The following is a 26,040-nucleotide window of genomic DNA, read 5'->3' as shown; positions in this document are numbered from 1 at the left end:
CCCCGGCGAATAGGCAAGATCAACTCTCATGCAGGACTCGTGGTCGGCGCGCGCGGACGCCGCTGAAGAAGCGGTGGTGAGCAGGCACCTTCGCCGGCTGTGGGCGCTTCCGGGCACCACGCTGGGCGTCGTCGCCTGGCCGGCGGTGCGGCGCGAGCGGCTGTTCCTCAGCTGGCACTACTGGTGGCAGGCCCACCTGCTCGACTGCGCCGTGGACGCGCTCGAACGGGACCCCACGCCGCGCCGTCGTCGGCGCATCGTGAAATTGGCGCGTAGCCATCGTTTGCGGAACCTGTCGGGCTGGACCAACAACTATTACGACGACATGGCCTGGCTGGGTATCGCCCTCGAGCGTGCCCAGCGAATGCACTTCATAGACAACAGAAGTGCGGTGCAGGCGCTCGAATCCCAGTTGTTCGACGCCTGGGCGCCCGAGGCCGGGGGCGGCATCCCGTGGCGGAAGGGCTCTGACTTCTACAACGCACCGGCCAACGGGCCCGCCGGGATCATGCTGGCCCGCACCGGAAAGCTGTGGCGCGCCCAGGCCACGGCCGACTGGATCGACGACACGCTGCGGGACGTGCACACCAACCTGATCGTCGACGGCATCCACCCGGGTGGTGAAATCGAAAGGAACGTCTACTCGTACTGTCAGGGCGTCGTTCTCGGCCTCGAAACCGAACTCGCCGTGCGCCTCGGTTCGCCGCGGCACCGCAACAGGACTCACCGGCTGGTCGACGCCATCGACGAGCACCTCGCACCCCGCGGCGTCATAAACGGCGGCGGTGGGGGAGACGGTGGCCTGTTCAACGGGATCCTCGCGCGGTATCTGGCGCTGACCGCGGTGATGCTGCCGTGGGAGTCGCCCGCCGACATCAGGGCACGGGAGATCGCCGCCCAGCTCGTGCTGAGCTCCGCGGAATCGGCCTGGGAGAACCGGCTGCAGATCGAGGGGCAGCCGCTGTTCGGCCACGATTGGACCAAGCAGGCGCAGCTGCCGGGGCTGGGCGGGGGAATCGCCACGTTCACCGGGGGCACCGTGCGGTCGTCCGGGGTCCCGGAACGCGACATGTCCGTCCAGCTCGGCGGCTGGATGCTGATGGAGGCCGCGCACATGGTTTCCGCGGCAGGGTATCCCCGCCGCTAGAGCGACGGTTCGAATCACGCGAAAATTAACCGTGTCGCCCCCGATTCGGCGCTGCTAAACAGTTCGTTATGTCAGATCAACAGCGGCAGCTGAGTCTCAACGCGTTCATCTACCCGGCCGGGCACCACGAGTCGGCGTGGCGCCACCCGCTCACGACGCCCGAGCGGCTGTACGACGTCTCCTACTTCCAGGACATCGCGCGGACCGCGGAGGCGGCGAAGCTGGACGCGATCTTCTTCGCCGACGGTCCGGCCCTGCGCAGCGACGTCGAGCACGGCGCCGCCGGAGCGCTCGAACCCATCACGCTGCTGACCGCCATCGCGACCGCCACCGAACGGATCGGCCTGATCGCGACCGCGTCCACGACGTACTTCGAGCCCTACAATCTGGCGCGGCTGTTCGCGTCCCTCGACCACATCTCCCGCGGCCGGGCCGGCTGGAACATCGTGACCACCGGAACCGACCTGGCGGCCGCCAACTTCGGGCTCGCCGGCCACCCCGATCACGCCGACCGCTATGCGCGGGCGCGGGAGTTCGTCGACGCGACCGTCAAGCTGTGGGACAGCTGGGAAGACGACGCCATCCTGATCGACAAGGCCGCAGGCATCTACGCGGACCCGGCGAAGATCCACGAGATCAACTACGTGGGGCGCCACCTGCGGGTGCGGGGACCGTTCAACGCGCCACGCTCCCCGCAGGGACACCCGGTGCTGGTGCAGGCGGGTGCGTCCAACGAGGGCCGCGCATTCGCGGGCCAGTACGCCGAGGCCATCTTCACCGCGCACCAGCGGCTGTCCGACGGGCAGGCGTTCTACGCGGACGTCAAGCAGCGCGCGACGCAGTACGGTCGCAACCCCGATCACGTGAAGATCCTGCCCGGCATCAGCCCGTTCCTCGGCGACACCGAGGCCGAGGCCCGCGACCTGGAGCGGGAGTTCAACGAACTCACGTCGCCCGAGTACGGGCTCGCCCAGCTCGAGAGCCTCACGGGTTCGAGCGTGCGCCACCTCGAACTCGACGCCCCCGTGCCCGCCGGACTGTTCGGGGACGCCGGCGACGTCACGGACAACCAGCAGAGTCGCCTGCAGGTGATCGCCGGGATCGTCGAGCGGGAGAACCCGACCCTGCGCGGATTGCTGCACCGTCTCGCCGGTGCGCGCGGGCACCGGGTCGTCGTCGGGACGCCGGTGCAGGTGGCCGACACCATCGAGGAATGGTTCACGCAGGGCGCGGCGGACGGTTTCAACGTCATGCCGCCGTACTACCCGGGCGGTCTCGAGGTGTTCGCGGAGAAGGTGGTCCCGATCCTGCAGGAGCGCGGGCTCTTCCGCACCGAGTACTCGGGCGCCACACTGCGCGACCACTTCGGTCTGCCCCGCCCCGAGAGCCAGTACGCCGACGCGTCCGGCGCCGTCGCGCTGTAGGCGCGGCCGCCGGCGTCCGCTCGCGCCCGGTGTCGCATCCGTTCCGTTCGAGTGGACGGGTGTGACATCGGGAGCCCGCGGCTGCGGATGGACCGGACGCAGGAGAAACTCGTCGAGCTCACCAACGGCTGCATCTGCTGCACCCTGCGGGAAGACCTCGTCGAGGCTGTCGCGCGGCTGGCGAAGGAGGGCCGGTTCGACCATCTCGTCATCGAATCGACCGGCATCTCCGAACCGATGCCCGTCGCCGCCACGTTCGACTGGGAGTTCGAAGACGGGTTCAGTCTCGGTTCGGTGGCCGCCCTCGACACGATGGTGACGGTGGTGGATGCGTCGACGTTCCTCGGTGAGCGAGGCCACCGTGCGCAGGCTCAACCCCACCGCGACACTGCTGCGCACCACGCGCGGCGTCGTGGATCCCGGTGAGGTTCTCGGGACCGGCCTGTACAACTCGGAGGTCGCGGCCGAGCTGCCCGGCTGGGCCGCGATCCGCCCGGACCTCGCCGCCGTCTGGTCGCAGGCCGGTCCGAACCTCGTGATCGAGCCGGCCCAGCTGTGGGCGTCCGCGCACGAGACACCGGGGGAGGAGATCGTGTTCATCGGGATCCGCCTCGACCCCGGCGGTCCGCGGCGGATCCTGGAGCCGGCGCTGCTCACCGACGACGAGCTGGCGTCAGGGCCGTCGGCCTGGGTTCGGTTCGACGACCCGCTGCCCGCGTGGGACGCGGTGCATCGGCACTAGTCCAGAACTTCTTCGACGGCCACTTCTTCGGGCGGCCGCGCCATCTCCTGCCGGTAGTGCCACACCCCGAGCACGGTGCCGATCACCAGCAGCGCGACCATCCCGGCGAGCACGGCCGGCATCAGCCACGACACCCGGTCCAGGAAAGAGCCGAAGTAGAAGCCGATGAGCAGCAGGACGGGGGCCCAAAAGATGGCGCCGATGGTGCTGGCGATCGTGTACTTGGTGTGGTTCATCTTGGCCGCGCCGGCGACCAGCGGGCACAGGGTGCGGACCCACGGAATCCAGCGGGCGATGAGGACCGCCCAGAAGCCGTGCTTCTCCAGCAGGACGTTGACCTTGTGCAGGTTGGTGTAGTTGAGATACTTCCCGCCCTTGCGGGCGAGGATGCGGTTGCCGGTGCGGTGACCGATGACGTACCCCACCTGGTTTCCGCAGATGGCGGCGATCATCGCGCCGACCGACAACGCCCACACGTGGCCGGCGCCCGACGCATGGTTGGCCAGCACGATTCCGGCGGTGATCAGCATCGAGTCGCCGGGCAGGAACAGGCCCAGGATCACCGCGCACTCGATGAACACGAATGCGAGGACGACGATCCAGACCAGCGCCGGGCCCGCCGAGACGAGAGGCCCGAAGGTGCCTGCTGCCGTGGTGACCATCGTCAGTGCGCTACTCGATCGGTTTCAGGAGGTCGGATCGGTGGGTGTGGTGACCGGCTGCGCGTCCTCGGTCGTGGCGCCCGCGCTCTGCCGCGACTTCACGACGCGCTTGCCCACCTCGAGAACGATCGGCAGGACGGACACGAAGACGATCAGCAGGAAGATGATGTCGACGTTGTCGCGGATGAACTCGATCTGACCGAGCAGGTAGCCGAGCAGCGTGACGCCGGCGCCCCACAGGATGCCGCCCACGATGTTGTACGTCAGGAACAGCGAGTACTTCATCCGTGACGCACCCGCGACGACCGGCGCGAACGTGCGCACGATCGGAACGAAGCGGGCCAGGATGATGGTGATCGGGCCGTGCTTCTCGAAGAAGGCGTGCGACTCGTCGATGTACTTCTTCTTGAAGAACCGCGCGTCGTCATGCTTGAACAGGGCGGTACCGCCCTTGCTGCCGATGAAGAAGCCCACCTGGTCGCCGAGGATCGCGGCGATGGGGATCAGAACCAGTAGCGCCCAGATGGGGGCGAACGGTTCGATCTCCGTCGACTTCGACGCCGCGATGAGTCCCGCGGTGAAGAGAAGCGAGTCGCCGGGGAGCAGGGGGAACAGCAATCCCGACTCGATGAAGACGACCAGGAGAAGTCCGACGAGCACCCACGTGCCGAAGGAGTTGAGGAGGTTCACCGGGTCGAGGAATCCCGGCAACAACGCGAGGTTGGTCACGGAATCCGATGCTGCCTGCACAATCACGGCCCTCAGCGTACCGGCGTATTCCCCGACTGACGGAATACTGCAGGTCATGGAGTTTCGGCCGGGTCGTGGACCTGTCGAAACGGGGTGCCGCGACAGCCACCGGGAGACGTACGCTACCGGTATTGCCATACTGCTAGGACCACATCGCGCGCTGCGCTGATCGCGCGCGCCGAAATCGACTCTTAATGGAGGACTGCCGCCGTGCCAATCGCGACTCCCGAGGTCTACGCCGAGATGCTTGGTCGGGCCAAGGAGCACTCCTTTGCCTTCCCCGCCATCAACTGCACTTCTTCCGAAACCATCAACGCCGCCATCAAGGGCTTCGCGGACGCCGGCAGTGACGGCATCATCCAGTTCTCGACCGGTGGCGCCGAGTTCGGTTCGGGCCTGGGCGTCAAGGACATGGTGACTGGCGCGGTCGCACTCGCCGAGTTCGCGCACGTGATCGCTGCCAAGTACGACGTCACGATCGCCCTGCACACCGACCACTGCCCCAAGGACAAGCTCGACACGTTCGTCCGCCCGCTGCTGGAGATCTCGCGGCAGCGCGTCGAGGCCGGCCGCAACCCGCTGTTCCAGTCCCACATGTGGGACGGTTCGGCTGTCCCGATCGACGAGAACCTGGAGATCGCCAAGGAACTCCTCGCGAAGGCGAAGGCCGCCAACATCATCCTCGAGGTCGAGATCGGCGTCGTCGGTGGCGAAGAGGACGGTGTGGAAGCCGAGATCAACGACAAGCTGTACACCTCGCCCGAGGACTTCGAGAAGACCGTCGACGCCCTCGGCACCGGCGAGAACGGCAAGTACCTGCTGGCCGCGACGTTCGGCAACGTGCACGGCGTCTACAAGCCGGGCAACGTCAAGCTGCGTCCCGAGGTGCTCGAGACCGGCCAGAAGGTCGCCGCCGCCAAGCTGGGGCTGTCCGAGAGCTCGCAGCCGTTCGACTTCGTCTTCCACGGTGGATCGGGCTCGCTGAAGTCGGAGATCGAGGCCGCGCTGAACTACGGCGTCGTCAAGATGAACGTCGACACCGACACCCAGTACGCGTTCACCCGTCCGATCGTGGGTCACATGTTCACCAACTACGACGGCGTGCTGAAGGTCGACGGCGAGGTCGGCAACAAGAAGGTCTACGACCCGCGCAGCTACCTGAAGAAGGCCGAGGCCGGCATGACTGCCCGTGTCGTCGAGGCCTGCAACGACCTCAAGTCCGCGGGACGTTCCGTCTCCGGATAGGCGCTTCGCGCCCGTGCGCCTTTCCGGTAGCCACCGCTACCGGAAAGGCGCACAGTCGTTTATCGGGGGTCGCAGATCTTCCAGGTGCCGTCGACCTTCTCGAGGTTGAACGTGCGCCACGACTGCTCGCCGGGGTTGGCGGCCGTGTGGGCCTTCACCTGGGCGATGGCGCTGTCGCCGGTGATCTGCACGGCGTCGACGCCGCCGACCACCGGAATGTTCTGCTGGTTCACGGCGACCTGGTGGACCTCGGCGAAATCCTGATCCGCGATGCCCTGGTAGTACTCGGCGAGGCTGCCGCAGGTGCTGGTGCGCAGCGTCGCCAGATCGCCCTGGGTGAGGGCCGCGACGAACGTGTCGATCGTTCCCTGCACCTGGGCCTCGGGGGAGTTCTCGGCCTGGTTGTTGTTGTAGACGATCACGCCGGCGACCGCGATGGCGGCGACGACGATGACGCCGGCGGCGATCGCGGCGAACAGCCACGCCTTGCCGTGCTTCTTCGCAGGCTGCTGCGCCGCGGCGACACGCTGCGGCGCGCTCTGCTGGGGCGGCAGCACCCGCTGCGGTGCGGCCTTCGGCGGGGCGGGCGCCGGCCGAGGGGGAGCGGGCGGCGGGGGCACGGGCCGCGCGTTCTGAGGCTGGTTCGGCTGGGCGGCGGCAGGTCGGGGTGGCGGCGGCGTCGCCGGGACGGCGGGCTTCGTCACCGGGATCGCGACGGTCTCGTCGTCCGACGGCGGTGTCGCCTGCCCCTGCCCCTGCGGGGTCTGTGTGGTCGCTGCGCGGTGCATCTTCACGGTCGCGGCGTCGCCCGATGCCGGCACGCTCTTCTGCGTCGGGATCGCGGTGGTGGCCGCCTCGGATGCCTTGTCCACGGGTTTCGCGGCAGAGTCCGGGCCGGCCTGAGGTGTCTCCGCTCGTGGGCGTGGTGCCGGAGGCTTGGGCAATTCGGGCTGCGGTTCGTCGGCCTTCTTCTCTGCTACCTTCTCGGGCGCCTTCCTCTGCGGGGGCTTCGGCTCGGGCGACTTCGGTGCGGCGGGCTCTGCGTCCGCCGCGGGCTGCGCGGTCTTCGCAGGCTTCGCAGTCGCGTCGGCGCCGCCGGCACCCTTGCCTGCGGTGGTGCCGGCCGCGGCCGGGCCGGACGGTGTGTCCGCGGCCGGCTTCTGAGTCGATTCGTCTTTCTTCGGGTCCTGCACTCGCTGCCCCTCGGTCTGCAGAGAAATGAACGTTGGGGGCAGCCTAACGACATCCTGCGTCATCGGAGACCGCGACAGGGCGCGTCGCGGACGCGGGCCGACGCAGTGACGGCGTCGCGGCGGGGGCACAATAGGCGCATGACGTCTTTCGGTGACCTTCTCGGACCACAGCCCACGCTGCTCCCCGGGGACGACGAGGCCGAGTCGGCCCTGTTGAACCACGAGGATCCGGCTTCCGTCGCAGCCGCCCATCCCACCGCATCCATCGCATGGGCCTACCTGGCCGAGGCGGCCCTCCAGGCCGAGGAGACCATCGCGGCGTACGCCTACGCGCGCACCGGGTACCACCGTGGACTGGACCAGTTGCGTCGAAACGGGTGGAAGGGTTTCGGCCCGGTTCCGTACAGCCACGAACCCAACCGTGGTTTCCTCCGGTGCGTCGCCGTGCTGGCGAAGGCGGCGAAGGCGATCGGCGAAACGGACGAGTACGCGCGGTGCCTCGATCTGCTCGAGGACTGCGATCCCCGAGCCGCCGAAGCGCTTGGCGTCGGTTAGCGCCCTCAGCTCGGCGAAAGTCCGTGGCCGGGACGGGCTGAGGACTTCGGCCCAGCGACTGCGGGTGTCGGCACTGCCGATCCTGCAGTGCGCGATCGCTGCCGGCGCCGCCTGGTGGGTGGCGACGGTGGTGATCGGTCACCCGACGCCGTTCTTCGCGCCGATCGCGGCGGTGGTGTCGCTGGGGCTGTCTCTCGGCGCCCGCCTGCGCCGTTCCGTCGAGTTGGTGGCCGGTGTCACGATCGGGATCGGGGTCGGCGACCTCATCGTCTCCGTCATCGGGAGCGGTACCTGGCAGATCACTCTCGTCGTGATCCTGGCGATGTCCGCGGCCGTATTGCTGAACAGCGGACCGATCTTCTCGATGCAGGCGGGTAACTCCGCGGTGCTTGTGGCGACGTTGCTGCCACCCGGCGGCACCGCCGGTATCGACCGCATGGTGGACGCCTTGACCGGTGGTCTGGTGGGGATCGCCGTCGTCGCGCTGATCCCCACGCATCCCGTGGGGCGGGCGCGGAAGTACGCCGCGAACGTTCTCGGGACGGCGTCCGAGGTGATGCAGCTGGTGGCAGACGGTCTGGTGGCCAACGACGAGAAGCCTATCGAGAAGGCCCTCCAAAAGGCGAGGGCAACGCAGGCGTCCATCGACACGCTGCGGACCCACCTCGCCGGCGGCCGTGAGATCAGCCGAATCTCGCCGCTGTACTGGAACACCCGCGGCCGGCTCGAACGACTCACCGCGGCCGCGGACCCACTCGACAATGCGTTGCGCAACATCCGGGTTCTCGCGCGGCGTTCGCTCACGCTGGTGCGTGACGACGAGATTCTCAACCCACGGCTCGTCGACCAGGTGGAGAAACTCGCCCACGCCTTGGAAACCCTCCGGCAGATGGCGCTCGCCGACCCCGGTCAGCAACCCGATCAGGCCGAGGCGGCGCGAGTGCTGCGTTCGGTGGCGTCTGGACTGAAACCGGAACTGGTGGAGAACGCGGGCTTGTCGGCCACGGTCGTCTTCGCGCAGATCCGGTCGCTGACCGTCGACCTTCTGCAGGTTGCGGGGCTGAAGCGCATCTCGGCCATCGCCACCCTGCCGCCCACCGTGGAGAAGCCGGCCTATCGTCCCGAGCTCTGACCGCCCGAGCACGCTGTTGAACATATGCGTATGTACGCATATGATCGGCACAACTCGGGAGGAGGCTCACCCATGGGAGTCGGTCACGGCCATTCGCACGGCCATACGCAAGGCAGCGGTGAGGTAGGCCCGTCGCGGGGTCGGATCCGCCGCATGGTGATCGCTCTCGTCATCCTCCTCGCGTTCCTGGTTCTCGAGGTCGTCGTCGGTCTCACCGTCAACTCGCTGTCGCTGCTCGCCGACGCCGGGCACATGCTGACCGACGTCGTCGGAATGTCGATGGGGCTCGTCGCACTTCTCCTGGCACGCAAGGGCAGTGCCACCGCGGCCCGGACCTTCGGCTGGCATCGCGCCGAAGTGCTCACGGCCATGGCCAACGCCGCGATGCTGCTCGCCGTCGCGGTCTGGGTGTTCTACGAGGCGATCTCCCGCATCGGCGACGCCCCCGACCTTCCCGGCATGGCGCTGATCCTCACCGCATCCGTCGGACTCGCCGCGAACCTCGTGGTGATGCTGATGCTGCGCGCCGATTCCAAGGACAGCCTGGCCGTCCGCGGCGCCTACCTCGAAGTGCTCGCGGACGCCGTCGGCAGCGTCGGCGTGCTCATCGCCGGCGGCGTCGTGCTGGCGTTCGACTGGACCTACGCCGACATCATCGTCGGTGTCCTCATCTCGCTGTGGGTGGTGCCGCGGGCGATGAAACTCGCCGCCGCGTCGCTGCGCATCCTCACGCAGGCGTCCCCCGAGGACGTCGATGTCGAATCGGTCCAGGCCGACCTCGAAGCGCTACCCGGGGTCACCGGCGTGCACGACCTCCACATATGGACGCTCACGACGGGAATGGACGTGGCCACCGTCCACCTCACCACGGACGCCGACTCGTCCGTCGTCCTCGAATCGGCGCGGACCGTCCTCGAGAGCCACCTGCTCTCGCACGCGACAGTGCAGGTGGAATCCACCGCCAACGGACGCCACTGCGCCGAGAACGTCACCTGGTAGGCGCCCTGTCTGTTTCGTCCGCTATCGCGGCGGGAAATCGTTGCGGGACGACTCACGAAAGGGAACACCATGTCCACTCTCGCAGCGTTCGCACGACCCGTCGCCGTTGCCGCACTCGGTGCGGCCGCCCTCTTCGCAGCACCTGCCACCGCCTCCGCCGCGCCGTTCATGCCCGACCCGCTGGCGAACTGTAAACCCGCCGCGACGCTCGATGTCGAAAAGGAAGGCAACCAGGTCGAGTGGGAGTTCGAGGGGCCGGAAAAGGCCACGACCGACGCTCAGGTGACCTACCTGAACATCGGCGGCCAGGCGCCGACGATCGGCTCGTCCGGGCCGTTGACGAACGGTGAGGGTGTCGAACGCGAACTGCCCGGCTTCACCGGACACCTGATTCCCGGCGGAACCTACGACCCCGACGGGCCGAAGGGGCCGCTCGAGGCCTGCACTCTCGGCTTCGGATTCGCCGTCACGCAGTAACCGTCACTTGGTGAACCGGGTGACCTCCGCACCCGGTCGCCACAGATCGACGTACAGGTGGTCGCCGTCGACGGTGGTGAGCACCATCGTGTGGTGACCGGGGTTGCTGTGGAGAGAGAATCGCGGATCGCGTTGCAGGTCCTGTACTTTGCGTGCACCAACCATCGAGCCGAGCAGTAACGCGCCTTCGTAGAACTCGACCTCGGTGCCGCTCACCCTCGGGGAACCGTCCTTGCGGAGCGTCGCCAGTACGTGGTGCTTGTGCGCCTCGAAGCGTGCGGCGACAGCCTTGGCGAGGTCGGGTGCTTCGGTCTCGAACTGCGTCCAGTTGGTCATGCCGACCAGTGTGCTCTCCTATCCCTGACATCTACTGTCAGGGATTTTCACTAGAATCGGAGCATGCGTTCGAGTCGGCTCGTCGAGGTCATGCTCCGTCTGGAGGGCAGTCGCGGGGCCACCGCGCAGCAACTCGCGGACGAACTCGGGGTCTCGGTCCGCACCGTGTATCGCGACGTCACGGCGTTGTCGGCGGCCGGTGTGCCGTTGTGGACGGAGAGCGGGCCCGGCGGCGGAATCCGGTTGCTCGACGGCTGGCAGTCGAAACTCGGCGGCATGACGGGCGAGGAGACGTCCGTGTTGATGTTGCTCGGTGTCCCGTCGATCGCCGACGATCTCGGTCTTCGCGACGTCACCGCTGCGGCGCAGTCGAAGCTGTTGGGGGCGTTGCCGGTCCCGTTGCGCGCCGGGGCTCAGCTGTGGCGAGATCGCCTCTACGTCGACGCCCCCGGCTGGTTCGACGGACCACGCGACAACGGTGAGCTCCCGGTGGTGGCGTCCGCGGTGCTCGAGGGCCGGCGCCTCGGCATCCGCTACCGCAAGGGGAGCCGTTCGGCGGCAAGAACTCTCGACCCCCTGGGGCTGGTGGCGAAGGCCGGTGTCTGGTATCTCGTTGCGCAGCATCGCGGACGGACGCTGTCGTATCGCGTGTCGCGGATCAGTGACGCGACCGTGCTGAAACAAGCGGCGGTGCGGCCCGACAACTTCGATCTGGGTGCGTGGTGGTCGGCGTCGGTGGCCGAATTCGATCGTGCGCTCCTGCGTTTCCGGTGCCGGGTGCGCCTGTCGCCCGCGTCGTGGCGCCGGCTGCCCCGGGTGGTCGGTGTGGAGGCCGCACGGGTCGAAGCCGGAACGCCGGACGACGACGGCTGGGTGACCGTCGACCTGGTGCTCGAGGCCGAGGACGTGGCGCTCGAGCAGTTGACCGTTCTCGGCGGGGGAGTCGAAGTGCTCCAGCCGCACTCGCTGCGAGAGTCGCTGCGTGTGGTGGGGGACGCGATCGCCCGCCGAAACGGCTGAGGTGGACTACTGCCGCGTCACACGAGTCGTTCGAGCACCGTGGCATTGGCGAGTCCGCCGGCCTCGCACATGGTCTGCAGCCCGAACCGGGCCCCGCGCTGCTCCATCGCGTTGACCAGCGTGGTCATGATGCGGGCGCCACTGGCCCCCAGTGGATGTCCGAGCGCGATCGCGCCGCCGTGCACGTTGACGCGGTCCAGGTCGGCTCCGGTGTCTGCCGCCCAGGCCAGGACCACCGACGCGAACGCCTCGTTGACCTCGAACAGGTCGATGTCGGAGATGTCGAGTCCGCTGCGCTGCAGCACCTTGCGTGTCGCGGGAATGACGGCGGTGAGCATCATCAGCGGGTCGTCGCCGACGACGGCGAAACTGTGGAGCCGGGCCAGCGGGCGCAGTCCCAGGCGTCCCGCGATCTCACTCGTGGTGATCATCAGCGCCGCACTTCCGTCGGACAGGGGACTGCTGTTGCCCGCGGTGATCGACCAGTCGATCTGGGGGAACCGCTCCTCGTAGAAGTCGCTGCGGAAGGCCGGTCGCAGGCCGGCGAGTGCGTCGAGCGTCGTGTCCGGCCGGATGGCCTCGTCGACGCTCAGCTCCGGCAGGACGGCGAGTTCCTTCGCGAAGTTCCCGGCACTCGTTGCCGCCGCGGACTTCTGGTGGCTGCGCAGGGCGAACTCGTCGAGCTGGGTGCGGGACAGTCCCCACCGGGCGGCGATGAGTTCGGCGCTGATTCCCTGCGGGACGAGGCCGTCGGGGTAGCGGCGCTCGAAGCCCACGCCCATCGATTCGCGTCCGATGCTGCTGGATCCCATCGGAACTCGGCCCATCGATTCGACACCGGCGGCGACGACGATGTCGTAGGCACCCGACATCACGCCCTGCGCGGCGAAGTGAACGGCCTGCTGGCTGCTGCCGCACTGCCGGTCGACGGTCGTGCCGGGCACGGATTCGGGGAATCCGGCGGCCAGAAGCGCACTGCGGGTGATGTTCTGGCTCTGGTCCCCGACCTGGGTGACGGTGCCGCCGATGACGTCGTCGATCAGCGCGGGATCGATTCCCGTGCGCTCGACGAGGGTCGACAGGCTGTGGGCGAGAAGGTCGACGGGGTGCACTCCGTGCAGGGCGCCCGAGGGCTTGCCCTTGCCGATCGGCGTGCGGACGGCCTCGACGATGACGGCGTCTCTCATGATGGTTCCCTTTCGGTGCTGTGAGTACTTGTCAACCGCGGGCGGTTGACAAGTACTCACGGGGTGGATTCATCCGTGTGGCGGTGAGTGCGGCGACGACGGCCACCACCGCCACCGCCGACCAGGCGAGTTGGAAGGCGGAGTGGGTGTCTGCGTAACCGGTGGTCGTGCCGAGGATTGCGACCAGCATGCTCACGCCCAGCACGGTTCCGACCTGACGGCTCATGGTGACGACGGCGCTACCGGTGGCCGAGCGCGTCTGCGGTAGTCCGGCGGTGGCGGACGACAGGATCGTCGGCAACGCCAGTCCGACCCCGACACCCGCGATCATCCAGCCGGGCAGCAGTTCCGACGCATACTGCGGTTCCCTCCCGACGGACGAGAGGACGAGCACGGCGCCGGCCGCCCACAGGGCGCTACCCGCCGCGGTGAGCGCTGCGGCCGAGAACGTGCGGGACAGGAACTGGCCGACCACGGCGAACACCGGCACCATCAACGGGCCCGGCGCGATCGCGAGACCCGTCAGAAGCGCGGAGTAGCCCCACACCTGCTGCAGCCACAGGATGTTCGCGAGCAGACCGGCCGCGAAGGCGGCACTGAACGCGAGCGCGGTCACGTTCGACCAGGCGAACGTGCGCACCTTCAGCATGGCGGGTTCGATGAGCGGCTCACGCTGTCGGCTGTTGCTCCACCAGAACAGTGCGACGGACACGGCAGCGACGGTGAAGGCGAGCGCGATTCGGGGGTCGCCCCATCCCCAGTCGGGTCCCTGGACCAGTCCGAGTGCGAGGGCGCCGATACCGACGGTCAGTAGTGCAGCCCCGAACAGGTCGAGGTCCGCGTCGCGGGCGGTCGGGCGGAAGTCGGGGACCAACCGGACGGTGGCGATCAGGAACGCGATTCCGATGGGGACGTTGATCAGGAAGGCCCAGCGCCACGACGCCTCGACGAGCAGGCCACCCACCACGGGTCCGAAGGCCGCGGCCGCGGCACCCGACGCGGCCCAGATCCGGACCGCGCCCGCACGTCTGGCTTCGGGGACCGTGCTGATGAGCAGTCCCAGGCTGGCTGGGGTCAGGGCGGCCGCACCGACGGCCTGAAGGAGTCGGAAGGCGACGAGCAGCCACAGCGAGGGGCTCAGCGCGCATGCCGCGCTGGCCGCGGTGAACAGCGCCAGCCCGAGAAGGAATCCGCGCCGGCGGCCGACGCGGTCGGCCCAGCGTCCGAGCGGAACAAGGAGTGCGGCGAACACGATCGCGTAGCCGCCCAGCACCCAGCTGAGGTCGCCGAGGCTGTACCCGGGATAGCTCGCCGCGATGTCGCCGAACGCGACGTTGACGACGAACAGATCGAGGCTGGCGACGAACGGCGCGCCGGAGAGGACGGTGAGGAGCGGGCCGACCCGCACTTCCTCACGCACCTGACTATTGAGGGCCATAGTCAGCAATCTACACCTGACTATGACTAACGCAAGTCAGGTGTGATGGGCGACTCGGATCGCCGGTTTGCGCTGCGAAGACCCCGCGGCGGTCCTAACGTGAGGCATGGCTGTTCTGACCCCCGGCTTCCACGGCAGACCTCGCAGCGAGCACTCTCTTCCGCCCGGGCAGTACGAGGTCGGCGATTTCCCGGTCCTCTCGGCAGGACCGACGCCCCGCGTCCCGACCGAGACGTGGACGCTGACCGTGACGGACGAGACCGGCCGGCGCCACGAGTGGTCGTGGGCCGAATTCATGAAGCTCCCGCAGGAGCGGCCGACGGTCGACCTCCACTGCGTCACGCGATGGTCGAAGTTCGGAACCTCGTGGAAGGGCGTCTCCCTCGACACCCTGTTCGCGGACGTCGAGACGTCCGCGGGATTCGTCCTCGTCGGATGCGACGGCGGCTACACCACCAACCTTCCCGTCTCCGACATCCTCGGCGGCAAGGCGTGGATCGTGCACACCTACGAGGGCGCGCCGCTCACGCCGGTGCACGGGGGTCCGGCCCGTCTGCTCGTGCCTCATCTCTACCTGTGGAAGTCCGCGAAGTGGGTTCGGTCGATCCAGCTCGTCACCCAGGACGTCCCGGGTTTCTGGGAACAGCTCGGGTACCACGATCGCGGCGACCCGTGGCGGGAGCAGAGGTATCAGGGTGACCAGTGAACTTCTGGGCCGGGCGGTGCTCAGCTGGCGAGTGGCGGAACTCGTCGAGTCGTGGCCCGAGACGGCGAGTGCGCGGGCCCTGGTCCTCGAGGTTCCGGAGTGGCCTGGGCATCGCGCCGGGCAGCACGTCGATCTCCGCCTGACCGGTCCCGACGGATACACCACCGAACGGAGTTACTCGCTGGCGTCGCCGGCCGAGCGTTCACGGGACGGGTGGCGACTGCGGTTGGTCGTCCAGCGGGTGGCGGACGGCGAGGTGTCTCCGTATCTGACCGACGTGTTCGCCGCGGGCAATCTGATCGAGGTGCGCGGACCGATCGGTGGCTGGTTCGTGTGGTCGCCGCGCGAAGGTGGCGGCGCGCCGGTGCTTCTCGTCGCGGGTGGGTCGGGGATCGTGCCGCTGATGTCGATGATTCGCGAGCGCCGGTTCCGGCACGACCGCACGCCGTTCCGGCTCGTGTACTCCCTCCGGACGCAGGCCGACGAATTGTTCGCGGACGAGCTGAACCGGCCCGGGAGCGGCGACGGGGGAGTCGAGACGTTCGTCCTCTGCACCCGTGAGGACTCGCCGCGGCGTCCGGCGGGTCGGATCACCGCCGCCGATCTCGCGGCATGGGGATGGCCGGCGGACTTCGCCCCGCGCTGCTTCGTGTGCGGGCCCACCGGATTCGTCGAGGAGGCGGCTCGCCTGCTGCTCTCGCTCGGGCACTCGCCGGACGACATCAAGACCGAGAGGTTCGGTCCTTCGGGGCCGTGACCGGAGGAAGGAATTGTCGATGAGTACGTTGCAGGGCAACGACTTCGAGGACGGGAACGTTCTCGGCGGGCCGTTCGCGGAGATCTTCGTTCACGACCTCACCGCGGCGACCGGGCAGTGCCGGTTCTGCGGTCTCGACGGACCGATGGCGGCGGTGCACGTCTATACGCGTGCGCCCGGTGTCGTCGTGCGGTGTCCGGGATGTCAGGAGGTGCTGCTGCGACTGGTGTCGACTCCGCGCGGGCTCGAGCTCGACGCCAGCGGGCTGTCGCACCTGTCCTGGAAACTGTGAGCGCTGACTATGGAATTTGCAAGTCAGCTATGCTGAGGTGCATGGACGCGGCACGGTTGGACGGCTTTCTGGCAGATCGCGACACCTGGCGGGCGACGCACTGCTCCATCGGCAAGGCGATGGACGTGATCGGCACGCGTTCGGCCGTCCTGATCCTGCGCGAGGCCTACTACGGCACCACGCGATTCGACGACTTCGCGAAACGGGTCGGCATCACCGAGGCCGTTGCGGCGTCCAGGCTGCGTGAACTGACGGCCGAGGGCCTGTTCGAGCGGCAACCCTACAAGGAGCCCGGGCAGCGCACCCGCTTCGAATACGTGCTCACCGAGAAGGGGCGAGACCTCCTGCCCGCCGTGCTCGCGCTGATGCAGTGGGGCGACAAGTACCTCCAGGGCAAGCACGGTGCGCCCATCGGGATGCGGGACGACGCGACCGGCGAACCCGTGCGCGTCGAGGTCCGCAGCCCCGACCGCGAGGTGCCGTTGGCGGAACTGCGGCTGACCCCCAACTTCACCGAAGAGGATGCGTCCCGCCCGTGAGTACTTGTTAACCGCGGGCGGTTAACAAGTACTCACGGGTCAGAGCCAGAAGCGCATCAGGTAGTTGCCGTACTGCGCGTAGATCTCCGGCACCCCGGACAGTTCGAACAGCCGGTAGATGACGTCGAAGAACACCACGTTGATCGACGGCACGAACAGCAGCGCCACGAGGATCAGCAGTCCGTACGGCTTGAACTGGTCGACGGACCTCCGAGTGCGCGGCGGCAGGAACGGTTCGAGCGCGGCGTACCCGTCGAGTCCGGGCACCGGCAGGAGATTGAGCACGGTGGCCATCACCTGCAGGAACGCGAGAAAGCTCAGTCCCGTCCAGAACACCTGGTGGTCGCCGCCCAGCCCGAACCAGCGGATCACGGCGAGCAGGACGATCGCGGACACCAGGTTCACGGCGGGTCCGGCGAGCGACACCCGCGCCTGCACCTTCGGCGAGAACAGTCCGGTCCGCAGGTACACGGCGCCGCCGGGCAACCCGATCCCGCCGAGTGCGATGAACAGCACCGGCAGACCGATCGACAGCAGCGGGTGGCTGTACTTCACCGGGTTGAGCGTGAGGTAGCCGCGCACCTCGACGTCGGTGTCGCCGTGCCGCCACGCCGTGTACGCGTGCGCGAACTCGTGCAGGCAGAGCGTCACCACCCATCCCGCGACCACCAGCAGGAACACCCCGACGTGGCCGAGCACCGACTCCAGTTCGGCGCGCCACGCGAGAACACCGCCGGCGACCGCGACAGCGACGACCAGGAGGAACACCGGACTGGGCCGGACCGCGGTGGTCCGCGCCCTGGGCAGGCTCATCGGACCAGCAACCACTCTTGATCGTGCCGGTAGAACGTCGAACGCTTGACGTCGCGCGGGTTCGGCACGCCGTCCCGGTTCAGCGCCGCCGCGGGCGACCCGAGCTGCACGGCGCGACCCTCGACCCAGCGGCGGGGGAGCCAGCGCCTGCGAGGCTCGACCGACGCCCGCAGACCGGGCATCCGTGGGGTCGGGGTGACGTTCATGCTCGTCGTCGTCCCCGAGAACAGCCGGGTGTCGTCGACGTAGGCCTCGCCGACGAGCGGACCCCCGTCCGGACCCGTGACGGTGGCGCACCCGACGAGCGCGATCCCCGCGTCGTCGCGGATGAGGGGGACCGGCTTGGCCGTCCCCTTCAGCGCGGTGCGGGCGCCGCGGGCGCCGGAGGACAGGTGGTAGGCGTCCGTCGCCTCCGAACGATGCTCCGCGACGTACGCGAGTTCGATGTGCAGGCGATCGGTGCGCATCAACCGGGTCAGGGTGGCCGCGAAGGCGGCGTCGCTGCCCACCACGATCAGTCGCGGATCCACGACGACCTGAAGTTTGGAGAAGACCTCGTCGAAGTCGTCCTTGTCCGGGACGGCAGGTGCGCTCGAGGTCGAAATGGAGCCCAGAGGCAGGGGAAGCGGCACGTCGCCGCAAATGAGCACTACGGGGGTCAACGCCACTCCTCGCCCGGATGTCCCGCCGCGATTTCCGCAGCTTCCCTTTCGGATCATCCTAGTGGCACGCCCGAGATGGCCTCCCCAGCCGTACTGTGGGGTCTGTTCTCCGTGCCCTCGGCTAGACTGTTCCCCCGGCCACTGCCTACGAACGGCAGGACCACGCAGTCGGATACGACTGTACGTCGACCGTAGGAGACAACGTCATGCCGGCAATCGTCCTGATCGGCGCCCAGTGGGGCGACGAGGGCAAGGGCAAAGCTACCGATCTACTGGGCGGACGCCTGCAGTGGGTGGTGCGCTACCAGGGCGGTAACAACGCCGGACACACAGTGGTTCTTCCGAACGGCGACAAGTTCGCTCTGCATCTGATCCCGTCCGGAATCCTCACTCCGGGCGTCACGAACGTCATCGGCAACGGTGTCGTGGTGGACCCGGGAGTGCTGCTCACCGAACTCGCCGGACTCGACGAGCGGGGCGTGGACACCAGCCGCCTGCTGCTCTCGGCCGATGCGCACCTGATCATGCCGTACCACGTGGCCATCGACAAGGTCACCGAACGCTTCCTCGGAGCCAAGAAGATCGGCACCACCGGCCGCGGCATCGGGCCCTGCTACCAGGACAAACTCGCGCGTGTCGGCGTCCGCGTGCAGGACGTGCTGGACGAGAAGATCCTCACCCAGAAGGTCGAGGCGGCACTCGAGTTCAAGAACCAGGTGCTCGTCAAGATCTACAACCGCAAGGCCCTCGACCCGCAGCAGGTCGTCGACGAGGTGCTCGAGCAGGCCGACGGTTTCAAGCACCGCATCGCGGACACGCGCCTGCAGCTCAACGAGGCACTCGAGCGCGGTGAGACGGTGCTGCTGGAGGGTTCGCAGGGCACGCTCCTCGACGTCGACCACGGCACCTACCCGTACGTGACGTCGTCCAACCCGACGTCCGGTGGCGCAGCGGTCGGTTCGGGCATCGGACCCACCAAGATCACGACGGTGCTGGGCATCCTCAAGGCGTACACCACCCGCGTCGGCTCGGGCCCGTTCCCGACCGAACTCTTCGACCAGAACGGCGAATACCTCGCCAAGACCGGTGGCGAGGTGGGTGTCACCACCGGCCGTGCCCGTCGCACCGGATGGTTCGACGCCGTGATCGCCCGCTACGCAACGCGTGTCAACGGCATCACCGACTACTTCCTCACCAAGCTCGACGTGCTCAGCAGCCTCGACACCATCCCGATCTGCGTCGGTTACGACGTCGACGGCGTGCGGTACGACGAGATGCCCATGTCGCAGACCGACGTTCACCACGCCAAGCCGATCTACGAGGAAATGCCCGGCTGGTGGGAAGACATCTCGCACGCCCGGACGTTCGAGGAACTCCCGAAGAACGCGCAGAACTACGTCCTGCGCCTCGAGGAGCTGTCGGGTGCGTACATCTCCTGCATCGGCGTCGGCCCCGGCCGCGACGAGACCATCGTCCGCCGGGACGTGGTTCGGTAGTCCGCGCTCTTCTTCGCTTGACCCGTCGCCCGATGTCACCGCGGTTCCGTCAGATCGAACCGATGTGACATCGGGCGACGGGTAGGTGGTGCGGCAACCTACAGGGTTGCGGGCAGGGACGGCGCGAGGCGCTCCAACGTCGGCTTGCGCCCGTGCTCGATGTGAGCGAACGCGCTGGCTTCCGCGAGTCTCCCGTTTCCGCTGCGGATCGCTTCGACGAGTTCCCGGTGCGCCGCACACGACACCGCGGGATTGTGGTGCCACGTCAGCCGGAACAACCAGTGGACCCGGCCCATCAGCGAATTCATCACCGACACGAGGAGCTTGTTGCCGGACAGTTCGACGACGTCCATGTGGAACCGCGCGTTGACTGCCGGGATCAGGAGGGGTTCGTCGTTTCCGATCAATTCCTCGGTGCGCGCCATCGTCGACAGCAGCGCCTCCATGGATGCACCCCGAGCGACGTTCTCGGCTGCGCATCGTGCCGCGTACGGTTCCAACGCCAACCGCACGTCGAACAGTTCCTCGATGTCGCGTAACGACAGCTGAGTCACGACCGCGCCCCGCCGCGGCAGGATCTGAATGAAACCGTCCCACTCCAGCTGGGGCAACGCCTCGCGGAGCGGGACCCGCGAGACGTCGAACTCCTGCGACAGTTCGCGCTCCCGCAGGCGACTGCCGGGTGGATACGCGCCCGAGATGATGCGCTCACGAATCACGGAATAGATCTGTTTCGGGAGTGGCACGTCCGACAGTCCGCCGGCCACGCCCGTGCCCAGAGGCGACGCCGTGGACTCCGCGACCCCGATCTCGCCGTTCAGGTTCACCGTCATGAACCGATGATGGCATACCAAGCTGAAGTCGACCACCGGACGCGTTTCGTGACAGTGCTGGTCAGAGGGATTAACCCGAATGTAACGCTCCACGCTTGGCGCTCGGGTTCCGCGCTTGGTAGACCATATACATCCGGCCCGGCAGCGCAGTGTGGCGCAAATTCGGTCGCCGCTCACTTCGTCGAAAGCTTCGGAACTACCCTCTCCATGCGGAAGGATTCCCGTGTCCACTGAACGAAAAATGCTTGCTCGCAAGGGTTTCGGGTATGCGCTGATCGGCCTGTCGGTCACCTTTTCCTTGGTGGCGTGCACCAGCGCAGCCAGGACCGACGCAGGAGGCGGACCGGGCGACCGGCCTGTCGTCCTGGCCTACCAGAATCAGATCTCCACGCTCGACCCCATCCGCGCCGACTACGCTCAGACGAACTTCGTCGACCAGGCCTTGTACGACACCCTGGTCACATACGACGCCGACAACGAGATCGTCGGTCAGCTCGCGTCCGAGTTCGTCCCGTCTCCGGATGCGCGATCGATCCAGATGACCCTGCGCGGGGCTACCTTCCACGACGGTGCCCCCGTCACCCCCGAGGACGTCCGTTACACACTCGATCGGACGGCGGCGCTGGGGCAGGGTATTGCCGGTCAGATGACTGGATACCTGGGTACCACGGTCACCGGTCCGCGGAGCCTGACGATCGAACTGACGGAACCGAACTCGCTGTTCCTCGGCGCTCTCTCGAAGATCTACATCCTCAACTCGGCCCTCGTGAAAGCCAACGAGGGGACCGATCGGGGGCAGGCCTATCTCGCGGGACACGACGCCGGGTCCGGGCCCTACTTCCTGGCGGGCCCGGGCGGTACCGACACGTACACGCTGACACGGTTCGACGACTACTGGGCGGGCGACGCGGGTCGTCCGGCCTCGCTCGTCTATCGGCGAATCGACGAGAGCGCCACGCAGAGTGCGGAACTGAAGGCAGGCAACATCGATGTGTCCTTCGGGCTCACCAACGCCGACGCCGAGGCGCTGGACGGCTTCTCCGGCGTGACGGTGCAGAGTCAGCCCGTCAACCTTCAGGCGAACATCTTCTTCAACGTGATGAACGGGCCGACGGCGAACAAGGCCGTACGACAGGCCATCCAGCTGGCGTACGACTACACCGGTGGCCTCGCCACGATTCGTGGTGGCAACGGCAGCATCGCCACCGGCCCGCTGCCCGGACAGTTCTCGTGCCGGCCGGAGATGCCCGCCTACGGGCAGGATCTCGAACAGGCGAAGAAGTTGCTCTCCGACGCCGGAATGTCCGACCTCACCCTCACCATGAAATTCCAGCCCGTCTTCAAGGAGCAGGAACGCGAGGCGACGCTGCTGCAGTCCAACCTCGCGCAGATCGGTGTCACGCTGGATCTCGAGCCCATCGCGTACGCGGATTATCTGTCCGCTCTGAAATCGCCCGACTCGATTCCGCAGATGATGCTCGCCACCGACTTCGCGCAGTACCCGGATCCCGGAGTGATGCTCGTCAAGACTTACAAGTCGGACCAGGTCGGAACGAACAAGTCCGGCTACATCAATCCCACGGTGGACGAGTTGCTCGGCCGCGCGGCCGAGACATCCGATGCCGCGGCGCGGTGTGACCTGTACAAGCAGGCTCAAGAGGATATTCGCAACGACGCGGTGGCCGTCAACATGTACACCCTGGGGCAGACCACCGCTCACAGCAACAGGGTGACCGGTGTCGGTCCGGCGGTCGTGGGCAGCGGAGTCTGGGTTCCCGCGATCCGCGTGGCGTGAGGGAGTACCCGATGACGACACTCGACATGCCTCGCGCCGTACATCGCCTCACGGCGCCGGTGGCGTTTCTCGGCCGCAAACTGGGCGCGGCGCTCCTCACCCTGGTCGGACTGGCCACCATCGTCTTCGCCATGACCAAGGTGATTCCCGGGGACGAAGCGCAGGTGGCCGCGGGGGAGAGCGCCACTCCGGACCAGGTGGAAGAGGTGCGTAGTCAGCTGGGACTGGACAAGCCGGCGGCCAGGCAGTATTTCGACTATCTCGGCCGGATGCTCCACGGCGATCTGGGCACCTCGAGTTCGACCCGCCAGCCGGTGCTCGACGACGTTCTCGCGCGACTACCCGGAACGCTCGAATTGGTCTTTCTCGCAATGGTGCTCGCGGTATCCTTCGCGGTTCCGATGGCGACGATCGCAGCGGCGCGATCACGAGGAGGATTCGACAAGGTCAGCCGCGTCGGTGCGATCGTCGCATTCGGGCTTCCCGGTTTCTGGCTCGCGCTGATGTTGCAATGGGTGCTGGGCTCGTGGCTGCAGATCCTGCCGATCTCGGGACGTATCTCGGTGGGCGTCGAGGTCCCGCACCGAACGGGCATGACACTCGTCGACGCCACCCTCGCCGGAGACTTCGCCGCGTTCAGCAATGCGTTTCAGCATCTGATGCTGCCCGCGTTCGTGCTTTCCGTCGCCGTCGCCGCACAGATGTTCCGGGCTCTCCGTGCCGATCTCCTCCGGGTCCGGGGCCGCGATCACATGACCGTTGCCCGAGCGAAAGGTGTTCCAACCCTGCGTCTGTGGACCAGGCATGCACTTCCCAACGCGACCGGACCGCTTCTGAACATCATCGGCATCGAGATCGGCATGCTCGTCGGTTCCGCGATCTTCGTCGAGTCCGTGTTCGGGTTGTCCGGGGTCGGCGACTACCTCTCCAATGCGGTCAGCCGCAAGGACATCACCGCGGTCATCGGCACCGTCACCGTCGTCGGCGTGATCGTCGTCGTCGCGAACTTCATCGTGGACATGCTCCAGCTGGCCCACGACCCCCGGCTGCGTACACCCGGAAAGGTGCAGTGAGTCCGATGAGTATTGCAGCGAATGTCACCGGAGTGACCGGAGTGGTCGGCCGATGGAGATCCGCCTCGATTCGCGGGCGTCGACGCCGATCGAGATGGGGACTTCTCGACGTCGTCGTCGTCGGTGCTGTCGCCGTGATCGTGGTGCTCGCCGTCGCCGGTCCCTGGATCGCACCGGAATCCGTCTACCGGTCGGATATCGCGAACGCCCTTACCGCTCCCAGCAGCGAACACTGGCTCGGGACCGACGACCAAGGGCGCGATGTTCTGTGGCGCACGATCGCGGGCGCCCGGTCGTCGGTGCTGTCCGCGGTTCTGGTCGTCGCCGCGTACTCGCTCATCGGAACGGTTCTCGCCACGATGGCCACGGTCGGCGGACGGTGGCTCGACGAAACTCTCATGCGAGTGACGGACATCGGGTTCGCTCTTCCCGGACTCGTCGTGGCACTGGGTATCGCCGCTGCACTCGGTCCGAGCCTGAGCAGCGCTCTGATCGCGATGATCGCCACCGGCTGGCCGTACACGGCGCGACTGCTGCGCGGGGTGATGCGCGAGACGATGGCGTCGCCGTTCGTGGACGGCGCAGTGGTCCTCGGGGTCGGTCGATGGCGCCTGATGACACGGCACGTGCTGCCGAACTCGCTCGACGTCATGACCGTCAAATGGGCAGGGGACATCGGCAACACCGTTCTGGTGCTCGCGGGTCTGTCGTTCATCGGTGTCGGCGCGCAGCCGCCCAGCGCGGAGTGGGGCGCGGCCGTCGCCGGCGCACGTGACTACCTGTCGACGGCCTGGTGGGCTGCGCTCGTGCCGGGCATCGCGATCGTCATCACGGCCGCGGCCTTCGGCCTGCTCGGTGACATGTTGCACGAGCGGCGCGACCCTGCACGACAAGGAGCGTGATCGAACATGACGACAGAAACAGTTCAGCGCACGGCACTTCTCCAGATCTCCGGGCTGACCATCGACACGGAGCCGGGCGGCACGTCCGTCCGGTTGGTGGACGGCGTGGATCTCACGGTGGCGGCGGGCGAGCGCGTGGCTCTGGTAGGCGAATCGGGTTCGGGAAAGTCGGTGACGGCACGCGCACTCATGCGTTTGGACGGTTCACTGACGATCGGCGGTTCGATTCGGCTGGGCGACACGGAGATCCTGGCGCAGACCGAACGCCGCCTCAGCACGATCCGGGGCAATCGCATCGGGATGGTGTTCCAGGACCCGATGGGTGCGCTCGACCCGCTGCAGTCGATCGGCGCACAGGTGAGCGAGCCACTCCGGCAACGCGGCATCAGGAAGAAGGACGCACTGCGGCGGGCTGCCGAGGTGCTGAGCGAACTCGGGGTGGTGCGTGCGCACGAACGACTCGGCGCCTATCCGCACGAATTCTCCGGGGGCATGCGGCAACGGGTAGTTCTCGCGATGGCCCTCATCGGTGAGCCGGAAGTTCTGATCGCCGACGAACCGACGACCGCACTCGATGTCCGAGTGCAACAACAGGTGCTGAATCTGCTCGACGAGGTCACCCGTGAACGAGGGCTCGGCCTCCTGTTGATCACGCACGACCTCGGGGTCGTCGCCGGACTCGCCGACCGTGTCGCGGTGATGTACTCGGGGCGGATCGTGGAGGATCGTCCGGTCCGAGCACTGTTCGCGGACCCTCTGCACCCCTACACCGCAGGACTGCTCGCTGCGGTGCCGAGGCTGGATGTTCATCCTTCGCGGATGACCACCATTCCCGGTGCGCCTCCGTCACCGGCGCTGCGGCCCGCCGGTTGCCCCTTCCATCCGCGATGTCCTGTCGCGATGGAGCGCTGCGCGAGTGAAACCCCACCGACGACGGCGACCGCTGACGGCGGACGTCTCGCCTGCCATCTCGATCAAGGGAGCGGGAACTGATGAACGGGACACCTCTTCTCGACATCCGAGCTCTGAACAAGTCTTTCGGAGGATCCCGCGGCAGCAAGGCGCTCGATGACGTGTACCTGTCGGTACCAGAGGGCGGAACGTTCGGGCTGGTCGGCGAATCCGGTTCCGGCAAATCCACGCTCGTCAAGTGCATCGTTCGGCTCGAGCGACCGGACTCCGGGACCGCCACCTTCGAAGGGCGTGACGTCCATGCGCTCCGGGGCGGAGAGCTGCGCCGGTTTCGTCGCGACGTCCAGTTGGTCGCGCAGGATCCGTACGCCAGCCTCAACCCTCGGATGACGGTGGAGCAGATCGTCGGCGAGGGACTCGTCGTGCACCGGCTGGCCCGTACCCGCGCGGAGCGGCGCGAGCGGGTCGCGCAGACCCTGATCGAGGTGGGTCTCGACCCGGATGCGATGGGCCGATTGCCGGCGACGTTCTCCGGTGGACAGCGGCAGCGTATCGCCATCGCGCGTGCCCTGATCCTTCGCCCGAGGTTGCTCGTGTGCGACGAACCGGTGTCGGCCCTGGACGTCTCGGTACAGGCACAGGTGATCAACCTGCTGGCGTCCCTGCACGAGGAGCTCGGTTTGACGATCTTGTTCATCGCGCACGATCTCGCGATCGTGCAGCAACTCTGTTCTCAGGTGGCGGTCCTTCGATCCGGCGTGGTGGTGGAGGAAGGGCCCACCCGGCAGGTGTTCTCCACTCCACGTCACCGATACACCCGCGAACTGCTCGAGGCGGTGCCGGTTCCCGACCCGGATCTGGCACGTGCCGGGCGAACCATCCCCGGTGGCGTCCTGACTCTGCCGTGAGGCCGTCGAGTCTCGGCCTCTCATTACATCGATCATCCCTGACGG

General features: G+C 67.5%; 27 protein-coding genes and 1 pseudogene. 19 read left to right on the top strand and 9 right to left on the bottom strand.

Translation table 11 applies throughout. The features are described 5' to 3' along the window. The first annotated feature begins 28 nt into the window (after nt 1-28). The 3 genes and pseudogenes from QM841_RS08465 to QM841_RS08455 form a co-directional block, all read left to right on the top strand. Nucleotides 29-1,147, top strand: coding sequence for a glycoside hydrolase family 76 protein (locus QM841_RS08465; protein ID WP_280784150.1), 1,119 nt, complete (start codon nt 29-31; stop codon nt 1,145-1,147). 68 nt (nt 1,148-1,215) lie between these two features. Then, nucleotides 1,216-2,571 carry an LLM class flavin-dependent oxidoreductase gene (locus tag QM841_RS08460; RefSeq protein ID WP_283331587.1) on the top strand — a complete coding sequence of 452 codons (1,356 nt, stop codon included), beginning with the start codon at nt 1,216-1,218 and terminating at the stop codon, nt 2,569-2,571. An 87-nt stretch (nt 2,572-2,658) separates the two neighbouring features. Next, nucleotides 2,659-3,313: pseudogene (locus QM841_RS08455) on the top strand (GTP-binding protein); the annotation flags it as partial. Here QM841_RS08455 and QM841_RS08450 read toward each other — a convergent pair. Together QM841_RS08450 and QM841_RS08445 are read right to left on the bottom strand one after the other, a co-directional pair. Beyond that, nucleotides 3,310-3,975, bottom strand: coding sequence for a DedA family protein (locus QM841_RS08450; RefSeq protein WP_005260048.1), 666 nt, complete (start codon nt 3,973-3,975; stop codon nt 3,310-3,312). The pseudogene QM841_RS08455 and the gene QM841_RS08450 overlap by 4 nt on opposite strands. 24 nt (nt 3,976-3,999) lie before the next feature. Then, entirely contained in the window at nt 4,000-4,731 is a 732-nt protein-coding gene (locus tag QM841_RS08445) for a VTT domain-containing protein (protein WP_280784148.1), read from the bottom strand. A gap of 204 nt (nt 4,732-4,935) precedes the next feature. Here QM841_RS08445 and fbaA point away from each other — a divergent pair, with 204 nt between their 5' ends. Next, nucleotides 4,936-5,970 carry a class II fructose-bisphosphate aldolase gene (gene fbaA / locus QM841_RS08440; protein ID WP_280784147.1) on the top strand — a complete coding sequence of 345 codons (1,035 nt, stop codon included), beginning with the start codon at nt 4,936-4,938 and terminating at the stop codon, nt 5,968-5,970. A 59-nt stretch (nt 5,971-6,029) separates the two neighbouring features. Here the strand turns inward: fbaA and QM841_RS08435 are convergent, their stop codons facing one another. Next, on the bottom strand, nt 6,030-7,163 hold the full coding sequence (locus QM841_RS08435; RefSeq protein WP_283331586.1) for an Rv0361 family membrane protein: 1,134 nt from the start codon (nt 7,161-7,163) through the stop codon (nt 6,030-6,032). A gap of 138 nt (nt 7,164-7,301) precedes the next feature. Here QM841_RS08435 and QM841_RS08430 point away from each other — a divergent pair, with 138 nt between their 5' ends. The 4 genes from QM841_RS08430 (at nt 7,302) to QM841_RS08415 (ending at nt 10,326) form a co-directional block, all read left to right on the top strand. Then, on the top strand, nt 7,302-7,718 hold the full coding sequence (locus QM841_RS08430; protein WP_283331585.1) for a DUF3151 domain-containing protein: 417 nt from the start codon (nt 7,302-7,304) through the stop codon (nt 7,716-7,718). A 64-nt stretch (nt 7,719-7,782) separates the two neighbouring features. After that, the gene (locus tag QM841_RS08425; RefSeq protein WP_283331584.1) at nt 7,783-8,850 is read left to right on the top strand and encodes an FUSC family protein; all 1,068 of its coding nucleotides are present in this window, start codon (nt 7,783-7,785) and stop codon (nt 8,848-8,850) included. Nucleotides 8,851-8,922: 72 nt separating this feature from the next. After that, the gene (locus QM841_RS08420) at nt 8,923-9,849 is read left to right on the top strand and encodes a cation diffusion facilitator family transporter (RefSeq protein WP_283331583.1); all 927 of its coding nucleotides are present in this window, start codon (nt 8,923-8,925) and stop codon (nt 9,847-9,849) included. A 69-nt stretch (nt 9,850-9,918) separates the two neighbouring features. Next, nucleotides 9,919-10,326, top strand: a complete 408-nt coding sequence (locus QM841_RS08415; protein WP_283331582.1) for a hypothetical protein — start codon at nt 9,919-9,921, stop codon at nt 10,324-10,326. A gap of 3 nt (nt 10,327-10,329) precedes the next feature. Here QM841_RS08415 and QM841_RS08410 read toward each other — a convergent pair whose 3' ends face one another. Continuing rightward, nucleotides 10,330-10,662, bottom strand: coding sequence for a pyridoxamine 5'-phosphate oxidase family protein (locus tag QM841_RS08410; RefSeq protein WP_283331581.1), 333 nt, complete (start codon nt 10,660-10,662; stop codon nt 10,330-10,332). A 63-nt stretch (nt 10,663-10,725) separates the two neighbouring features. On the opposite strand from QM841_RS08410, the gene QM841_RS08405 reads away from it, so the two are divergent. After that, nucleotides 10,726-11,682: a helix-turn-helix transcriptional regulator gene (locus QM841_RS08405; protein ID WP_283331580.1), complete on the top strand. Its 957-nt coding sequence runs from the start codon at nt 10,726-10,728 to the stop codon at nt 11,680-11,682. 17 nt (nt 11,683-11,699) lie between these two features. On the opposite strand, the gene QM841_RS08400 is transcribed toward QM841_RS08405, so the two are convergent. Beyond that, on the bottom strand, nt 11,700-12,869 hold the full coding sequence (locus QM841_RS08400) for a thiolase family protein (protein ID WP_280784141.1): 1,170 nt from the start codon (nt 12,867-12,869) through the stop codon (nt 11,700-11,702). A 31-nt stretch (nt 12,870-12,900) separates the two neighbouring features. Beyond that, a complete protein-coding gene (locus QM841_RS08395) occupies nt 12,901-14,307 on the bottom strand; it encodes an MFS transporter (RefSeq protein ID WP_283331579.1) in 1,407 nt (468 codons plus the stop codon). Nucleotides 14,308-14,413: 106 nt separating this feature from the next. On the opposite strand from QM841_RS08395, the gene QM841_RS08390 reads away from it, so the two are divergent. The 4 genes from QM841_RS08390 to QM841_RS08375 are packed head-to-tail and all read left to right on the top strand — an operon-like array spanning nt 14,414 to nt 16,601. Beyond that, complete coding sequence (locus QM841_RS08390; protein ID WP_283331578.1) at nt 14,414-15,013, top strand: sulfite oxidase-like oxidoreductase; 600 nt, start codon at nt 14,414-14,416, stop codon at nt 15,011-15,013. Next, nucleotides 15,003-15,770: a ferredoxin reductase gene (locus QM841_RS08385; protein WP_283331577.1), complete on the top strand. Its 768-nt coding sequence runs from the start codon at nt 15,003-15,005 to the stop codon at nt 15,768-15,770. Before QM841_RS08390 ends, QM841_RS08385 begins: the two co-directional genes overlap by 11 nt. 19 nt (nt 15,771-15,789) lie before the next feature. Next, entirely contained in the window at nt 15,790-16,062 is a 273-nt protein-coding gene (locus tag QM841_RS08380) for a DUF6510 family protein (protein ID WP_005238458.1), read from the top strand. A gap of 41 nt (nt 16,063-16,103) precedes the next feature. Next, on the top strand, nt 16,104-16,601 hold the full coding sequence (locus QM841_RS08375; protein WP_283331576.1) for a winged helix-turn-helix transcriptional regulator: 498 nt from the start codon (nt 16,104-16,106) through the stop codon (nt 16,599-16,601). Between the two features lie 39 nt (nt 16,602-16,640). Here the strand turns inward: QM841_RS08375 and QM841_RS08370 are convergent, their stop codons facing one another. Then, nucleotides 16,641-17,414, bottom strand: coding sequence for a site-2 protease family protein (locus QM841_RS08370; RefSeq protein WP_247252820.1), 774 nt, complete (start codon nt 17,412-17,414; stop codon nt 16,641-16,643). Continuing rightward, a complete protein-coding gene (locus QM841_RS08365; protein WP_241962211.1) occupies nt 17,411-18,064 on the bottom strand; it encodes a hypothetical protein in 654 nt (217 codons plus the stop codon). Before QM841_RS08365 ends, QM841_RS08370 begins: the two co-directional genes overlap by 4 nt. Nucleotides 18,065-18,282: 218 nt before the next feature. Between QM841_RS08365 and QM841_RS08360 the strand changes: the two genes are divergently transcribed. Next, nucleotides 18,283-19,572, top strand: a complete 1,290-nt coding sequence (locus tag QM841_RS08360; RefSeq protein ID WP_005260012.1) for an adenylosuccinate synthase — start codon at nt 18,283-18,285, stop codon at nt 19,570-19,572. 98 nt (nt 19,573-19,670) lie between these two features. Here QM841_RS08360 and QM841_RS08355 read toward each other — a convergent pair whose 3' ends face one another. Beyond that, nucleotides 19,671-20,405, bottom strand: coding sequence for a GntR family transcriptional regulator (locus tag QM841_RS08355; protein WP_237735283.1), 735 nt, complete (start codon nt 20,403-20,405; stop codon nt 19,671-19,673). A gap of 223 nt (nt 20,406-20,628) precedes the next feature. On the opposite strand from QM841_RS08355, the gene QM841_RS08350 reads away from it, so the two are divergent. From QM841_RS08350 to QM841_RS08330, 5 genes are read left to right on the top strand one after another with little or no spacing between them, the layout of a single operon-like run. Next, nucleotides 20,629-22,200, top strand: coding sequence for an ABC transporter substrate-binding protein (locus QM841_RS08350; protein WP_283331575.1), 1,572 nt, complete (start codon nt 20,629-20,631; stop codon nt 22,198-22,200). Nucleotides 22,201-22,211: 11 nt separating this feature from the next. After that, on the top strand, nt 22,212-23,273 hold the full coding sequence (locus QM841_RS08345; protein WP_283331574.1) for an ABC transporter permease: 1,062 nt from the start codon (nt 22,212-22,214) through the stop codon (nt 23,271-23,273). A 5-nt stretch (nt 23,274-23,278) separates the two neighbouring features. Then, the gene (locus QM841_RS08340; RefSeq protein ID WP_283331573.1) at nt 23,279-24,175 is read left to right on the top strand and encodes an ABC transporter permease; all 897 of its coding nucleotides are present in this window, start codon (nt 23,279-23,281) and stop codon (nt 24,173-24,175) included. A gap of 6 nt (nt 24,176-24,181) precedes the next feature. Beyond that, complete coding sequence (locus QM841_RS08335) at nt 24,182-25,168, top strand: ABC transporter ATP-binding protein (protein WP_283331572.1); 987 nt, start codon at nt 24,182-24,184, stop codon at nt 25,166-25,168. Beyond that, nucleotides 25,168-25,995, top strand: coding sequence for an ATP-binding cassette domain-containing protein (locus QM841_RS08330; RefSeq protein ID WP_283331571.1), 828 nt, complete (start codon nt 25,168-25,170; stop codon nt 25,993-25,995). Before QM841_RS08335 ends, QM841_RS08330 begins: the two co-directional genes overlap by 1 nt. Nucleotides 25,996-26,040: the final 45 nt, after the last annotated feature.

It is taken from the genome of Rhodococcus sp. IEGM 1307, from assembly GCF_030056915.1.
Taxonomy (GTDB): domain Bacteria; phylum Actinomycetota; class Actinomycetes; order Mycobacteriales; family Mycobacteriaceae; genus Rhodococcus_F; species Rhodococcus_F opacus_D.
The sequence above is the reverse complement of the archived record's forward strand: the minus strand, read 5'-3'. Positions and strand labels throughout refer to the sequence as shown.

Bases quoted from the DNA above. Each gene is read 5' to 3' on its own strand.
- QM841_RS08370 (WP_247252820.1), bottom strand. From the start codon at position 17,414: ATGAGCCTGCCCAGGGCGCGGACCACCGCGGTCCGGCCCAGTCCGGTG.
- QM841_RS08380 (WP_005238458.1), top strand. From the start codon at position 15,790: ATGAGTACGTTGCAGGGCAACGACTTCGAGGACGGGAACGTTCTCGGC.
- QM841_RS08450 (WP_005260048.1), bottom strand. From the start codon at position 3,975: ATGGTCACCACGGCAGCAGGCACCTTCGGGCCTCTCGTCTCGGCGGGC.
- QM841_RS08415 (WP_283331582.1), top strand. From the start codon at position 9,919: ATGTCCACTCTCGCAGCGTTCGCACGACCCGTCGCCGTTGCCGCACTC.
- QM841_RS08460 (WP_283331587.1), top strand. From the start codon at position 1,216: ATGTCAGATCAACAGCGGCAGCTGAGTCTCAACGCGTTCATCTACCCG.
- QM841_RS08410 (WP_283331581.1), bottom strand. From the start codon at position 10,662: ATGACCAACTGGACGCAGTTCGAGACCGAAGCACCCGACCTCGCCAAG.
- QM841_RS08390 (WP_283331578.1), top strand. From the start codon at position 14,414: ATGGCTGTTCTGACCCCCGGCTTCCACGGCAGACCTCGCAGCGAGCAC.
- QM841_RS08430 (WP_283331585.1), top strand. From the start codon at position 7,302: ATGACGTCTTTCGGTGACCTTCTCGGACCACAGCCCACGCTGCTCCCC.
- QM841_RS08420 (WP_283331583.1), top strand. From the start codon at position 8,923: ATGGGAGTCGGTCACGGCCATTCGCACGGCCATACGCAAGGCAGCGGT.
- QM841_RS08355 (WP_237735283.1), bottom strand. From the start codon at position 20,405: ATGACGGTGAACCTGAACGGCGAGATCGGGGTCGCGGAGTCCACGGCG.
- QM841_RS08465 (WP_280784150.1), top strand. From the start codon at position 29: ATGCAGGACTCGTGGTCGGCGCGCGCGGACGCCGCTGAAGAAGCGGTG.
- QM841_RS08345 (WP_283331574.1), top strand. From the start codon at position 22,212: ATGACGACACTCGACATGCCTCGCGCCGTACATCGCCTCACGGCGCCG.
- QM841_RS08375 (WP_283331576.1), top strand. From the start codon at position 16,104: ATGGACGCGGCACGGTTGGACGGCTTTCTGGCAGATCGCGACACCTGG.
- QM841_RS08405 (WP_283331580.1), top strand. From the start codon at position 10,726: ATGCGTTCGAGTCGGCTCGTCGAGGTCATGCTCCGTCTGGAGGGCAGT.
- QM841_RS08330 (WP_283331571.1), top strand. From the start codon at position 25,168: ATGAACGGGACACCTCTTCTCGACATCCGAGCTCTGAACAAGTCTTTC.
- QM841_RS08340 (WP_283331573.1), top strand. From the start codon at position 23,279: ATGAGTATTGCAGCGAATGTCACCGGAGTGACCGGAGTGGTCGGCCGA.
- QM841_RS08335 (WP_283331572.1), top strand. From the start codon at position 24,182: ATGACGACAGAAACAGTTCAGCGCACGGCACTTCTCCAGATCTCCGGG.
- QM841_RS08395 (WP_283331579.1), bottom strand. From the start codon at position 14,307: ATGGCCCTCAATAGTCAGGTGCGTGAGGAAGTGCGGGTCGGCCCGCTC.
- QM841_RS08400 (WP_280784141.1), bottom strand. From the start codon at position 12,869: ATGAGAGACGCCGTCATCGTCGAGGCCGTCCGCACGCCGATCGGCAAG.
- QM841_RS08360 (WP_005260012.1), top strand. From the start codon at position 18,283: ATGCCGGCAATCGTCCTGATCGGCGCCCAGTGGGGCGACGAGGGCAAG.